Source organism: Curtobacterium sp. NPDC092190 (genome assembly GCF_044755625.1).
Lineage (GTDB): Bacteria > Actinomycetota > Actinomycetes > Actinomycetales > Microbacteriaceae > Curtobacterium.
On record NZ_JBIVRJ010000004.1, the window covers coordinates 276532 to 289004 of the forward strand.

The window sequence follows — 12473 nt, forward strand, 5'->3', positions numbered from 1 at the left end:
ACGGCTCCGACCACCAGAACGACCACTCATGATCGCGAAGGAGCGATTCGTGTCCGCAAGCAGCCCCGCCCTGGGGTCCACCCACGACCCGGCACTGAGGTCCGCGATCGCCAAGGCGACCAAGCACCTCATGCCGATGCTGGTCATCCTGTACTTCGTCGCCTTCCTCGACCGCACCAACGTCGGCTTCGCCGAGGAGGCCCTGAGCGTCGACCGGAACATCTCCGACGCGGCCTTCGCCCTCGGCGCCGGCATCTTCTTCATCGGCTACGCGATCTTCGAGATCCCGTCAAACCTGCTGCTCAAGCGCTTCGGGGCGCGCTTCTGGCTCGCCCGGATCGCCGTCACGTGGGGCATCGTCGCCGCACTGTTCTCGTTCACGACGAACGACACGATGTTCATCGTCCTGCGCTTCCTGCTCGGTGTGACCGAGGCGGGACTCTTCCCGGGCGTGATCATGTACCTGTCCGAGTGGTTCCCGAACAAGGTCCGCGTGCGGATGTTCGCGATCTTCTACCTCGCGCAGCCGTTCTCGCAGATGATCGGCGCACCGCTGTCCGGCGGGCTCATCAGCGTCGGTGACCAGGTCACCCCGTTCCACGGCTGGCAGGTCATGTTCTTCGGCGAGGGCATCCTCGCGGTGCTGGCCGGCGTCGCGGCGCTGTTCTTCCTGACGAACAGCCCGCAGCAGGCGAAGTGGCTGGAACCGGGGGAGAAGCAGTCGCTCACCGCGGCGATGGACCGTGAGGACACCGCCCGCAACGAGGACGGCCCGAAGGGCATCTGGAAGGCGATGGCGAGCGGCCGCGTCTGGTACTTCACGATCATCTACTTCTGCCTGCAGGTCGCCGTGTACGGCACGACGTTCTACCTGCCGCAGCAGGTGTCGTCGCTGCTCGGGCAGGACGTCGGCTGGCAGGTCGGCCTCGTCGCGGCGATCCCGTGGCTCGTCGGCCTGGTCGCCTGCTACCTCGTCGGGTCGAAGGCCGACACCGTGGGTCGTCGCCGCCGCTGGGGGACGATGTTCTACATCACGACCGGACTGTCGATCCTCGGGTCGGCGTGGGCGGGTGCGAACGGCCAGCCGGTCCTCGGCATCCTGTTCATCACCCTCGCCGTCGCGAGCTTCCTGGCGGTCGGCCCGATCACCTGGGCCTACCCGACGGCGTTCCTCACCGGTGCGGCGGCGGCCGCGGGCATCGGCCTGATCAACTCGCTCGGCAACCTCGGTGGTTTCGTCGCCCCGATCATGCGCACCGCGATCAACGAGGCGGTCCCGACCGACAGCGGGGCCTTCGGCATCGTGTCGCTCGGCGTCCTGGCGTTCGTCGCCGCCGTGATGATCTCCTGCACCAGGTTCTTCCGGGGCGCGAAGGCCGACGAGCTGCTCGACACCTCGCACGTGGCCACCACCTCGACGAAGGGGACGACGCGATGACCCGGTTGTACAACGACCCGGCAGCCTTCGCCGACGAGGCCACCGACGGCTTCGTCGCGGCGAACGAACGATGGGTCCGCAGGGTGCACGGCGGTGTCGCCCGCGCGACCACCAGTCCGGACGGCACGGTCGCCGTCGTGATCGGCGGCGGCTCGGGGCACTACCCGGCGTTCGGCGGTCTCGTCGGGCACGGGCTGGCCGCCGGCGCGGCGATGGGGAACCTGTTCGCCAGCCCGTCCGCGCAGCAGGTCGCCGCGGTCTGCCGTGCCGCCGAGCACGGTGGCGGTGTGCTGCTCAGCTACGGCAACTACGCCGGCGACGTGCTGAACTTCGACGCCGCGGCCCGCACGCTCGAGGACGAGGGCATCCCCGTCCGCACGGTCCGGGTGACCGACGACGTCGTGTCCGCCCCGGCCGGTTCCGAGGCCGACCGGCGCGGGATCGCGGGCGACCTCTGCGTGTTCAAGGTCGCCGGGGCCGCGGCCGAGCAGGGGCGCCCGCTCGACGACGTCACCGCCGTGGCGGCCCGCGCGAACGACCGGACCCGGAGCTTCGGCGTCGCGTTCTCGGGCTGCTCGCTGCCCGGTGCCGAGGAGCCCCTGTTCGAGGTGCCCGAGGGACGGATGGCGATCGGCATGGGCATCCACGGTGAACGCGGCATCGACGAGACCGACGTGCCGAGCGCCGACGGTCTGGCGGCGCTGCTCGTCGAGCGGCTGCTCGACGAGGTGCCCGCGGGCGTCACGGTCGAGGGCGCCCGGGTGGTCCCGGTGCTCAACGGGCTCGGCAGCGTGAAGTACGAGGAGCTCTTCGTCGTCTACGGCTCGGTGCAGCGACGGCTCCGGGACGCCGGTGTCGTGATCGTGGAGCCGGAGGTGGGCGAGCTCGTCACGAGCTTCGACATGGCCGGGGTCTCGCTGACGCTGTTCTGGCTCGACGACGAGCTCGAGGAGCTGTGGTCGGCACCCGCGGACACGCCCGCCGTCCGCAAGGGCGGGGCGGTCCCGCAGGAGCGGGTCGCCGAGGACGTGGTCGCCGCCGACGAGGAGGGCATCGTGATCGGTCCGGCGGGCGACGACTCGCGTGCCGCGGCCGGTCGCATCGCAGCGGGCATCAGCGCCGTGCGCGCGGTGCTCGACGACCACGCCGACGAACTGGGCCGCATCGACCAGGTCGCTGGGGACGGCGACCACGGCATCGGGATGCAGCGCGGCTCGCACGCGGCGGACACCGCCGCCGCGGACGCGCGCGCCCGGGGTGCGGGCGCGGGGACGCTCCTGCGGGTCGCGGGGGACGCCTGGTCCGACCGGGCAGGCGGGACGTCCGGTGCGATCTGGGGTGCCGCCCTGGAGGCGCTGGGTCGCGTCGTCGGGGACGACGCGCGTCCGACGTCGGCGACGGTCGCGGACGCGGTGCGGGCCGCCACCGAGGCGGTGCTGGCCTTCGGGGCGGTGCCCGGCGACAAGACGATGGTGGACGCCCTCGTCCCCTTCGACGAGGAACTGCGGCGCCGGCTCGAGGCCGGCGATGCCCTGGGCGCCGCGTGGCGGACGGCGGTGGACGCCGCCCGCCGGGCAGCGGACGCGAGCGCGGACCTGCTGCCGCGGAAGGGCCGCGCGCGGACGCACGCGGAACAGGCCGTCGGGACCCCCGACCCGGGCGCGGTGTCCTTCGCGCTCGTCGTCGAGACCCTGACGGCGACGATCGACGAGGAAGGAGTGGACGCATGACGCTACGACTGGTGGTGGGCTCGGACGACGCGGGCTTCGACTACAAGGAGGTCATCAAGCGGGACCTCGAGGCCGACGACCGCGTGGCCAGCGTGGTCGACGTGGGCGTCGACGCGGACGGCCACACGGCGTACCCGCACGTCGCCGTCGACGCCGCCCGGATGGTCGCGGACGGTGAGGCCGACCGGGCGATCCTGGTCTGCGGCACCGGGCTCGGGGTCGCGATCAGCGCGAACAAGGTCCCCGGCATCCGGGCCGTCACGGCGCACGACTCGTTCAGCGTCGAGCGGTCGGTGCTGTCGAACGACGCGCAGGTGCTCTGCATGGGCCAGCGCGTGATCGGTGTCGAGGTCGCCCGGCGCATGGCGAAGGAGTGGCTCGGGTACACGTTCGACCCGTCGAGCGCGAGCGCGGAGAAGGTCGCCGCGATCTGCGGCTACGACGGCTCCGCGCCGGTCGGTACCGACGCCCCTGGGGACGGGACGGACCCGGGCGCATGACGATCGTCGGGGTGTCGCTGAAGATGTACTTCTCGCACGCGCAGACGCTCTCGTGGGCGAGCGCGGTGGCGGACGTCGCCCGGCGGCACCCCGCGGTCGCCGCCGGCGCGGTGGAGCTCTTCGTCGCGCCGACCTTCCCCGCGCTCGTCCCGGTGCGCGAGCTGCTCGCCGGGTCGGGCATCCGGCTCGCGGCCCAGGACCTGTCGGCGTCGGACGAGGGCGCGTCCACCGGCGAGGTGTCCGGCGCCGAGCTCCGCGAGATCGGCGTCGACCTCGTCGAGATCGGGCACGCCGAGCGGCGCTCCCGGTTCCACGAGACGGACGAGGTCGTCGCGCGCAAGGTGCACGCGGCCTTCCGGCACCACCTCGAACCGCTGGTGTGCGTCGGTGAGGCCGTCCGCGCCTCCCGTGCGGAGGCCGTGGCGGAGGTCACCGGGCAGCTCGACCGGGCGCTGGCGGTGGCCGCGGCGGCCGGGACGACCGGACGGGTCACCGTGGCGTACGAGCCCGTGTGGGCGATCGGCGCCGCCGAGCCGGCGCCGCACGAGCACGTCGTCGGGGTCCTCGAGGGGATCGAGCAGTCCCTGGCGGCCCGGCCGGCGTTCGCCGGGTCGCGGGTGGTCTACGGGGGCAGCGCCGGACCCGGGCTGCTCACCCGGGGACGCGGGCGGATCAGCGGACTGTTCCTCGGGCGCTTCGCGCACGATCCCGCGGCGGTCGGTGCGGTGCTCGACGAGGCGGCGGCCCTGGCGTCCTGACCGGGTCGCCGGTCACCCCTCCCGGGCGCCCGCCAGCCCGTGGTCGTGCGCGTAGACCACGAGCTGCACCCGGTCGCGGAGCTCGAGCTTGCCGAGGATGCTCGAGATCTGCGACTTGACGGTCGACTCGGTGACGAACTCCTTCGCTGCGATCTCGGCGTTCGAGAGCCCTCGGGACGCCCACCCGAAGACGATGCGCTCCCGGTCCGTCAGGGTCTGGAACGCCTCGGGCTGGGGAGCAGGGGCACGGTCGACGTCGGCGCCGAACAGCTGCGACAGGTCGTTCGGGGCGATCACCGAGCTACCCTCGTGCACGGCCCGCACCGCGGCGAACAGGAACGGCGGTGTCGTGTCCTTGAGCAGGAACCCGCTCGCACCGAGCCGGATTGCGGTGGCGGCAGCGGGGTCGAGGCCGAACGTCGTGAGCACCACCACGCGGGGGAGCGGCCCCGGGACGGCGCCGGAGAACAGCTGGCGCACCGTCTCGACGCCGTCCATCCCGGCCATGCGCATGTCGAGCAGGACGACGTCGGGCCGCAGCTCCCGGACACGGTCGAGGGCCTCGGCGCCGTCCGAGGCCTCGCCCACCACCTGCATGTCGGGCTGCGCGTCGAGCACCACGCGCAGGCCCGCCCGGAAGAGCGCCTGGTCGTCGGTGAGCAGGATGCGGATCGGGTCGGTCATCGGGTCGTCCCCCCTCGGACGTCGAACGGGATGCGGGCGCGCGCGACGAACACGGCGTCCAGCACGGCGGCGTCGAACGACCCGCCGATCGTGGTCAGTCGGGTCTGCATGCCGGTCAGGCCCCGGCCGGAGCCACGGGTCGACGTGACCGTCGGCTGCTCGGCGGTCGCGGTCGGCTGTCCTGCGGTCGCGGTCGCGGTCGCGCGGACGGGGACGGCGCCGGTGGTCGCCGCGGCGAGCTCCTCGAGCCCGAGCCCGGGACCGACCGGCAGCGCGTCCGACGGGACGGCGTTCTCCACCTCGAGCACGAGGTCGGCGGACCGCCAGGTCTCCCGGACCTCGACGGCACCGCCCGGCGCCCCGTGCCGGAGGGCGTTCGTGAGCATCTCCTGCAGGACCCGGCGGGCAGCCGTGCCGTGCACCGCGCCGAGCGGTCGGGCGACACCGCGCACGGCGTGCTCGACGTCCACCCCGGCGTCGCGGATGCCGCGGACGATCTCCTCGAAGGACGTCGGGTCGCTCGCGGTGTCCGACCCGTCGATGTGCCCGAGGACCTGTCGCACCTCGACCAGGGAGCTCCGGGCGGTGCTGGCGATGGTGGCGCTGACCTCGCGGATCCGCGCCTCGTCGTCGAGGAAGGGCACCGAGTCAGCCTGCGCGATGATGACCGCGAGCGAGTGGCCGACGACGTCGTGCACGTCGCGGGCGATGTCTGCACGGATGCGTTCCGCCTCGGCCTCGTCGACCGCGCGCGTGGCCACGGCCTCGGCACGGTTGGCCACCGCTTCCGCCCGGCTGGCGGCGGCCTCGGCGTCGGCGCGCCGGACGGCCTCGGCGTTCTGCGACCGGATCGCCCGACCGGCGAGACCAGCCGCCCAGAAGGAGAGCAGGACGAGTGCCGGGGCGGCCAGGACGAGGACGACCTGGTCACGCGGCCCGTTCAGCAGCAGTGCGTAGCGGTAACCGGTCGTGGAGAGGTACATCGACGCCGAAGCCCCGGCGACCACGGCGAGCAGACCGGCCAGCACGGCCTCGAACCGCGTCCCGACGACGGCGACGGTGCCGATGACGACGGCGATGGCGAGGTCGACCAACGACGGTCGCTCGCCGCCGGCCACCTGCACCGCGCCCAGGGCGACGGTCGCGGTCATCGCCGCGCTCGGCGAGAGGCGGCGGACGGCGATGGCGACGGTGGCGATCGCGACGGCGAGGGGGCTGGCGTGCTCGAGCTCGACGTCGATCGGGGCGGCGGACACCAGCGCGGCGAGGCCCGCCCAGAGGAGGTCGACGACGACCGACCGGGTCCGCATCGGCCGGAGGAACGTGCGCCGGTCCGTCACGGCTCGATCATCGCACGACGCGGGCTCACGGCACGGGGGACATCGCGACGAGGGCCACCGCGGTGACGACGATGATCGCCGCGCAGGTGGCGAGGGTGGCGATCACGTGCTTGGTCGAGCTCTCCATGCCACCGAGCCTGTCGGTCGACCCGGTCGTCGGGCATCGTGCGGAGGGACGAACGGGGTCGTCCTGCAGGACGAACCCGTCAGATCGTCAGTTGTCCCAGCACGCGGTGCCCGATCGACACCGACTCCCCGCTGACGACCGAGCGCGGGGACGACAGGAACGCGACGAGGTCGGCGATCTGCTGCGGGCTGGACTCGCCACCGGCCCCGGGCTGCACCGTCCTGGCGGGCTCGTCCGTCACCGCACCGGGGTTCACCACGTTCACGGTGACCCCCGTGCCGACGGACTGGTCGGCCAGGTTCCCCGCGATGATGCTCGTCGCCGCGTTCCGGAGCGAGGTCGTGACGTTGCCGGACAGGTAGGCGTTCTGCCCGCTCACCACCACCACGCGGCCGAAGCCCGCCTCGCGCTGCACGGGCAGCACGGCGTTCGCGACCCGGAGGAAGCCCAGTGCCTTGCCGTCGATCGCCGCGGCGACCTGCTCGGGGTCCGACGCACGCTCCGGGTCGAGGGTCCCGGCCGCCGGCGCGGCGGTGACGACGAGGACGTCGATGCGTCCGTGCTGGTCGAGGACGCGGGCGACCCCGGCGTCCACCGACTCCTGCGACGCGGTGTCCATCGCCACGGCGTCGTCCCCGTCGGCGTTCCGCGACGCGACGACGACCCGGGCGCCCTCGCGACGCAGGGTCTCGGCGACGACGGAGCCGATGTACCCCCGTCCGCCGACGACGAGGGCGACACGGCCGGTGAGTTCGAGGTCCATGCGCCACACGCTAGGCCGATCACCCGCGCTCGGACCGGGGGCAGCGGGACGTCGTCCGCGCGATCCGGCCAACGGACCCGCGCGATCCGTCCACCCCGAACGCCCGCCCAGTCATCCGAGCGGAGCGTCGGCCACGACGACGGACCCCGCCGCGCCGCCGTGCACCACGACGGCGTGACGACCATCGAGACAGGAGAACGAGTTGTACTTCCACAAGCAGGAGCTCCAGTTCAAGGCCACCCCCGACAAGCCCGACGCGGTGTACGCGCGCAAGCTGCAGGAGGTGCTCGGGGGTCAGTACGGCGAGATCTCCGTCGCCCTGCAGTACCAGTTCCAGGCGTGGAACATGCACATCCCGGGCAAGTACCGCGACATGGTGTTCGGCATCGGGGCCGAGGAGATGGGCCACGTCGAGATGCTCGCGACGATGATCGCGCAGCTGCTCGAGAAGAGCCCGCTCGGCATCACCGAGGACGCGCTGCAGGACGACCCGACCGTGGCCGCGATCGTCGGCGGCACCGACGTGCAGCACGCCATCGTCGCGGGTGCAGGTGCCCGTCCGGTCGACAGCAACGGCAACCCCTGGCAGGGCTCCTACATCACCGCGTCGGGCAACCTGCTCGCGGACTTCACGGCCAACGAGAACGCCGAGATGCAGGGCCGTGTCCAGGCAGCCCGGCTCTACCACATGACCGACGACCACGGCGTGCGGGACCTGCTGTCGTTCCTCATCGCCCGCGACACCATGCACCAGAACATGTGGGCGACCGCCGCAGCCGAGCTCCGCGAGAAGGGCGTCGAGGGCTTCCCGGTGCCGAGCAACTTCCCGCAGTCGAAGGAGCACACCGAGTTCAGCTACCAGTACCTCAACTTCTCGGACGGCAAGGAGGCCGGCGACGGCCCCTGGGCGAGCGGCCCGTCGTTCGACGGCAAGGGCGAGTACTCGTACCACGACGGCCCCACGTCGTCGGTGCCGATGCCGCCGCCCACGCACCCGGACGTGCGGTTCTACGGCACGACGGAGCTGCCGAACGTCGTCGAGAAGACCGCCGGGCTCGTGCAGGACAAGCTCAACAAGGAGTGACGGTCCGCCGGTCGCGCGGCGTCACCACCCGACGCGACCGGGAGACGGACGGGAGGCCCGGTGCCAGCTGGCACCGGGCCTCCCGTCCGTCACGTGGTCACGCCGTCACGACTCCACGCCCACCGTCGCCAGCGCGGCGGTGTCGTCGTCGCGCGGTGCGCGCGGTGGCTCGAAGATGCCGGACCAGAGGCGCGTCGCGCTCCAGAGTGCGATGAGCGCGACCGTGCCGGCAACCGCGGCGAGCCAGGGGACGAGCGGGACCTGTGCCCACGCACCGGGCGCGACCAGCCAGGTGAGGAAGTTCCCCACCGTGCTGCCGGCCGCGCCGAGGAGCACGGCCACCCGACGGTCCAGGCTCGTCGCGACCAGCGCTCCCGTCACGACCGCGACGGCGAGGAAGGCGTTGATGATCGTCGTCACCGCACGCCCCCGGACTACTCGGCGGAACCGCTGCCGACCGCGAGCTGCTGCGCCCCACCACCGGTGGTGACGTCGATCTTCCGGGGCTTCGCGGACTCCTTGACCGGGATCGTGACGCTCAGCACGCCGTTGTCGTAGGCGGCACTGATGCGCGCGGTGTCCAGGTGGTCACCGAGCGTCAGCTGCCGGACGAACGTGCCCGGCTGGCGCTCGCGGGTCAGCCACTGCGAACCCTCGGGGGCGCCGAGCGTGCGCTCGGCGCGGATGGTGAGCACCGAGCCGTCGACGTCCACGTCCACCGATCCGGGGTCGATGCCCGGCAGGTCGACGTCGAGGACGTAGTGGTCGCCGGTCCGGTACAGGTCCATCGGCATCGAGCGGGGAGCACCGGCGCCGGCACCGAGCAGGGAGCCGGCGAGTCGGTCGAGCTCGCGGAACGGGTCGAACTGCATCGTCATCGAGATCAACTCCTTCGTGGTCCTCGTTGAGTCCCTTCGACTCAACTGCGTCATGTTCTAGCACTCTCCCCTCAGGAGTGCCAAGAGAACGCTCGGAGGGCGCTGGGAGCACCGGGTCGCCGACGATCAGTGGTCGCCGCGGTGCGCGATCTCGCGGTGGAGGTGCTCGAGGGCGGGGAGCGCTGCGGCCAGCGCGGCTCGGTCCTCGGGGGACAGTCGATCGAGCGCCTCGACGAGCACGGTGGTCGAGGCGTCGTCGTAGGCGGCGAGCCGTTCCTCGGCCAGGGGGGTCAGGCGGAGCTCGGTCCGGCGTCCGTCACCCGCTGCCAGTCGTCGCTCGACGAGCCCGGCGGTCTCCATCGCCGACACGAGGTTGCTCACCGTCGAGCGAGCGAGTCCGAGTCGGCCGGCGAGGGCCGAGGGCGTGGTCGTGGTCCCCGTCAGGGCCCGCATCACCTCGACCTGGGCGTCGGGCAGGTCCGGCAGGTCGGCGACCTCGCGCGACGTGCGGAGGAGGGCGCGTCGGAACGGGCCGATGCGGTCGCTCAGCCTGCGCGCGACCTGCGTCGTGCCGCCCGGTCCGTCCGTACCCTGCACACACGGCAACCTAGCAGCGAGGTTTGTTTGCAACAAAACCAGTTCGGGAGCAAACTCGACGCATGACCACGCAGACCTCCGTCGAGCACCCCGAACCGCCCCAGGACCTCACCGGCATCGTCGGCCACCGGTTCGTCTACACGTACGCCAACGGCTGGCAGTACGAGATGTACGTCAAGAACGCGACGACCATCGACTACCGCATCCACACCGGCCACGTCGGCGGTCGCTGGGTGAAGGACCAGACCGTCGACCTCGTCGCCCTCGCCCCCGGCGTCTACAAGGTGTCCTGGAACGAGCCGACCGGCACCAGCGTCGTCGTCAACGTCGTTCCGGAGCAGCGCGTCCTGCACGGCACGATCTTCTTCCCGCGCTGGATCGAGCTCGACGGGCAGAAGACCGTGCTGTTCCAGAACGACCACCTGGACGACATGCAGCGCTTCCGCGACGAGGGTCCGATCTACCCGATCTACGTCGTGCCGGAGTTCGCGCACATCACGCTGTTCGAGCACGTCGGCGCGGACGACGAGACCGTGATCGACACCGCTCCCGGTGACCTGCCGGCCGGCTGGGCGGACCGGACGAACTGATGTCCGTCGTGCCGCTGCGGGGCGCCGATCCCCGCACCACCCCGACCACGCTCGACCACCACGGTCGGACGGTCCGCGGATGGCAGTGGGAGCCGCAGGACGGTGCGGCCGCGGATGCGCCCGTCGTGCTGCTCGTGCACGGCTTCAGCGACAGTGCGCTCGGCGGGCACCAGCTGTTCGTGCAGACCGCGCGGCACCTGGTCGCCCGAGGCGCGGTCGTCCGCAGCCACGACCGACTCGGACAGGGCGTCAGTGACGGGGAGTTCGCGGACATCACCATCCGTGACGAGGTGGAGCAGGTCGTCACGATGATCCGCGCCGCCGACCGTGGGCAGGGCGTGCACGTCGTCGCGCACAGCCTGGGGGCCGTCGAGTCGGCGCTCGCCGCGGCGCGGGAGCCCTCGCTCGTCCGGACGCTCACGCTGTGGTCGCCCGCCGGCGTCGTCGTGGACGACATCACGGAGCACGACGTGATCCAGGGGCAGCCGCTCGCCCCGGTGCGCGAGCGCGGCTGGTTCGACTTCGGCGGGATGCCCCTCGGTGGCGCGTTCATCGCCGACGTGCAGGACGACCTCGACGTGTACGGGCCGGTGTCGGGCTACGGCGGACCGGCCGACGTGGTGCACGGCAGCGAGGACGCGATCGTGCCGGTGTCGTACGGTCGCCGGTACGCCGACCTCCTGCCGGGTGCGCGACTCACGGTCGTCGACGGTGCGGACCACGCCTGGTCCTCGGTGCCCTTCCGCGAGCGGCTCCTGGCGCTGCTGGACGAGCGGCTCGGCCTGCGCTGACGCCACCGTCCCGCACGACGCGACGTCGGCGGCAACTCGCAGCGGTACAGCGCTGCGAGCGACCGCCGACGTTGCGTTCCGTGATCCGCGCCGGGCCAGGCCGGACGGAGCCGGTCCGGGGTCAGCTCACCTGACCGGAACGGGCTCCCGACCACAGGTCGACGTCGAGCACGCCGACCGAGTGCTCGTCGATGCGGCGCAGCTCGTCGTCCGTGAAGGACAGGTTGCCGAGCGCCGCGACGTTCTGCTCGAGCTGCTCGACGCGCGACGCCCCGATGACGAGCGAGGTCACCCGCTCGTCGCGCAGTGCCCACGCGAGTGCGAGCTGCGCGAGGCTCTGCCCGCGGTCGGACGCGATGTCGTTCAACGCCCGCAGGTGTCCGACGACCTCGTCCGTCAGGGACCCGGCGTCGAGGGACTTCCCGGCGGCGGCGCGCGAGTCCTCCGGCACGCCGTCGAGGTACCGCCCGGTGAGCAGGCCCTGCGCGAGCGCGGTGAAGCCGATCACGCCGAAGCCCAGGTCGCCCGCGGCGTCGAGCAGGCCCTCGTCCTGGATCCAGCGGTTGAGCATCGAGTAGGAGGGCTGGTGGATGAGGAGCGGCGTGCCCAGGTCGCGGAGGATCTCGGCGGCCTGTCGGGAGCGCTCCGCGTCGTAGGACGAGATCCCGACGTAGAGCGCCTTGCCCTGCTGGACCGCGGTGTGGAGTGCGCCCATGGTCTCCTCGAGCGGGGTCGAGGCGTCGAGGCGGTGCGAGTAGAAGACGTCGACGTAGTCCAGGCCCATCCGCTCGAGCGACTGGTCGAGCGAGGCGAGCACGTGCTTCCGCGAGCCGCCGCCCTGCCCGTACGGCCCGGGCCACATGTCCCAGCCCGCCTTCGTCGAGATCACCATCTCGTCGCGGTAGGGACGGAAGTCCTCCCGCATCAGCCGACCGAAGTTCACCTCGGCGGCGCCGTAGGGCGGGCCGTAGTTGTTCGCGAGGTCGTGGTGCGTGATGCCGAGGTCGAACGCCCGGCGGCTGATCGCCCGCTGCGTCTCGAAGGGCTTGTCGTCGCCGAAGTTGTGCCAGTAACCCAGCGAGAGCAGTGGCAGGTCGAGGCCGGAGCGGCCGGTCCGGCGGTAGGGCATGGAGTCGTAGCGGTCGTCCGCGGCGATGTAGGACATGGGACCCATCCTGGCCTCGCCCGGTCGA

General features: G+C 72.3%; 14 protein-coding genes. 7 read left to right on the forward strand and 7 right to left on the reverse strand.

All coding sequences use genetic code 11. The features are described from left to right. Positions 1–49: 49 nt before the first annotated feature. From ACIQFY_RS11965 to ACIQFY_RS11980, 4 genes are read left to right on the forward strand one after another with little or no spacing between them, the layout of a single operon-like run. A complete protein-coding gene (locus ACIQFY_RS11965) occupies positions 50–1438 on the forward strand; it encodes an MFS transporter (RefSeq protein ID WP_311205679.1) in 1389 nt (462 codons plus the stop codon). Next, positions 1435–3168 carry a dihydroxyacetone kinase family protein gene (locus ACIQFY_RS11970; RefSeq protein WP_326496035.1) on the forward strand — a complete coding sequence of 578 codons (1734 nt, stop codon included), beginning with the start codon at positions 1435–1437 and terminating at the stop codon, positions 3166–3168. Before ACIQFY_RS11965 ends, ACIQFY_RS11970 begins: the two co-directional genes overlap by 4 nt. Next, positions 3165–3668: a ribose-5-phosphate isomerase gene (locus ACIQFY_RS11975; RefSeq protein ID WP_066651184.1), complete on the forward strand. Its 504-nt coding sequence runs from the start codon at positions 3165–3167 to the stop codon at positions 3666–3668. Before ACIQFY_RS11970 ends, ACIQFY_RS11975 begins: the two co-directional genes overlap by 4 nt. Beyond that, positions 3665–4426, forward strand: a complete 762-nt coding sequence (locus ACIQFY_RS11980) for a triose-phosphate isomerase family protein (protein ID WP_326496037.1) — start codon at positions 3665–3667, stop codon at positions 4424–4426. The genes ACIQFY_RS11975 and ACIQFY_RS11980 overlap by 4 nt, the downstream gene beginning before the upstream one ends. Before the next feature lie 12 nt (positions 4427–4438). On the opposite strand, the gene ACIQFY_RS11985 is transcribed toward ACIQFY_RS11980, so the two are convergent. The 3 genes from ACIQFY_RS11985 to ACIQFY_RS11995 all read right to left on the reverse strand — a co-directional run bounded on the left by ACIQFY_RS11985 (position 4439) and on the right by ACIQFY_RS11995 (position 7340). After that, positions 4439–5110 (reverse strand): response regulator transcription factor, encoded by a 672-nt coding sequence (locus ACIQFY_RS11985; RefSeq protein WP_066651190.1) that lies wholly within the window; start codon positions 5108–5110, stop codon positions 4439–4441. Beyond that, entirely contained in the window at positions 5107–6450 is a 1344-nt protein-coding gene (locus ACIQFY_RS11990; protein ID WP_400340227.1) for a sensor histidine kinase, read from the reverse strand. The genes ACIQFY_RS11985 and ACIQFY_RS11990 overlap by 4 nt, the downstream gene beginning before the upstream one ends. Before the next feature lie 206 nt (positions 6451–6656). Beyond that, positions 6657–7340 carry an SDR family oxidoreductase gene (locus ACIQFY_RS11995; protein WP_066651198.1) on the reverse strand — a complete coding sequence of 228 codons (684 nt, stop codon included), beginning with the start codon at positions 7338–7340 and terminating at the stop codon, positions 6657–6659. A 202-nt stretch (positions 7341–7542) separates the two neighbouring features. Between ACIQFY_RS11995 and ACIQFY_RS12000 the strand changes: the two genes are divergently transcribed. Further along, positions 7543–8424: a manganese catalase family protein gene (locus ACIQFY_RS12000; protein WP_400340229.1), complete on the forward strand. Its 882-nt coding sequence runs from the start codon at positions 7543–7545 to the stop codon at positions 8422–8424. Between the two features lie 105 nt (positions 8425–8529). Here the strand turns inward: ACIQFY_RS12000 and ACIQFY_RS12005 are convergent, their stop codons facing one another. From ACIQFY_RS12005 to ACIQFY_RS12015, 3 genes are all read right to left on the reverse strand, one after another. Then, entirely contained in the window at positions 8530–8844 is a 315-nt protein-coding gene (locus ACIQFY_RS12005; RefSeq protein ID WP_400340230.1) for a hypothetical protein, read from the reverse strand. Between the two features lie 14 nt (positions 8845–8858). Next, on the reverse strand, positions 8859–9302 hold the full coding sequence (locus ACIQFY_RS12010) for an Hsp20/alpha crystallin family protein (protein ID WP_111228184.1): 444 nt from the start codon (positions 9300–9302) through the stop codon (positions 8859–8861). A gap of 126 nt (positions 9303–9428) precedes the next feature. Continuing rightward, complete coding sequence (locus ACIQFY_RS12015; RefSeq protein WP_400340233.1) at positions 9429–9899, reverse strand: MarR family winged helix-turn-helix transcriptional regulator; 471 nt, start codon at positions 9897–9899, stop codon at positions 9429–9431. A gap of 62 nt (positions 9900–9961) precedes the next feature. Here ACIQFY_RS12015 and ACIQFY_RS12020 point away from each other — a divergent pair, with 62 nt between their 5' ends. Then, positions 9962–10489, forward strand: a complete 528-nt coding sequence (locus ACIQFY_RS12020) for a phenolic acid decarboxylase (RefSeq protein ID WP_400340234.1) — start codon at positions 9962–9964, stop codon at positions 10487–10489. Then, on the forward strand, positions 10489–11280 hold the full coding sequence (locus ACIQFY_RS12025; RefSeq protein ID WP_400340236.1) for an alpha/beta hydrolase: 792 nt from the start codon (positions 10489–10491) through the stop codon (positions 11278–11280). The genes ACIQFY_RS12020 and ACIQFY_RS12025 overlap by 1 nt, the downstream gene beginning before the upstream one ends. Before the next feature lie 121 nt (positions 11281–11401). On the opposite strand, the gene mgrA is transcribed toward ACIQFY_RS12025, so the two are convergent. After that, positions 11402–12445 carry an L-glyceraldehyde 3-phosphate reductase gene (mgrA, locus tag ACIQFY_RS12030; RefSeq protein ID WP_400340238.1) on the reverse strand — a complete coding sequence of 348 codons (1044 nt, stop codon included), beginning with the start codon at positions 12443–12445 and terminating at the stop codon, positions 11402–11404. Positions 12446–12473 lie beyond the last annotated feature (28 nt).

Bases quoted from the DNA above. Each gene is read 5' to 3' on its own strand.
- ACIQFY_RS11970 (WP_326496035.1), top strand. From the start codon at position 1,435: ATGACCCGGTTGTACAACGACCCGGCAGCCTTCGCCGACGAGGCCACC.
- ACIQFY_RS11975 (WP_066651184.1), top strand. From the start codon at position 3,165: ATGACGCTACGACTGGTGGTGGGCTCGGACGACGCGGGCTTCGACTAC.
- ACIQFY_RS11980 (WP_326496037.1), top strand. From the start codon at position 3,665: ATGACGATCGTCGGGGTGTCGCTGAAGATGTACTTCTCGCACGCGCAG.
- ACIQFY_RS11985 (WP_066651190.1), bottom strand. From the start codon at position 5,110: ATGACCGACCCGATCCGCATCCTGCTCACCGACGACCAGGCGCTCTTC.
- ACIQFY_RS11995 (WP_066651198.1), bottom strand. From the start codon at position 7,340: ATGGACCTCGAACTCACCGGCCGTGTCGCCCTCGTCGTCGGCGGACGG.
- ACIQFY_RS12010 (WP_111228184.1), bottom strand. From the start codon at position 9,302: ATGACGATGCAGTTCGACCCGTTCCGCGAGCTCGACCGACTCGCCGGC.
- ACIQFY_RS12020 (WP_400340234.1), top strand. From the start codon at position 9,962: ATGACCACGCAGACCTCCGTCGAGCACCCCGAACCGCCCCAGGACCTC.
- ACIQFY_RS12025 (WP_400340236.1), top strand. From the start codon at position 10,489: ATGTCCGTCGTGCCGCTGCGGGGCGCCGATCCCCGCACCACCCCGACC.
- mgrA (WP_400340238.1), bottom strand. From the start codon at position 12,445: ATGTCCTACATCGCCGCGGACGACCGCTACGACTCCATGCCCTACCGC.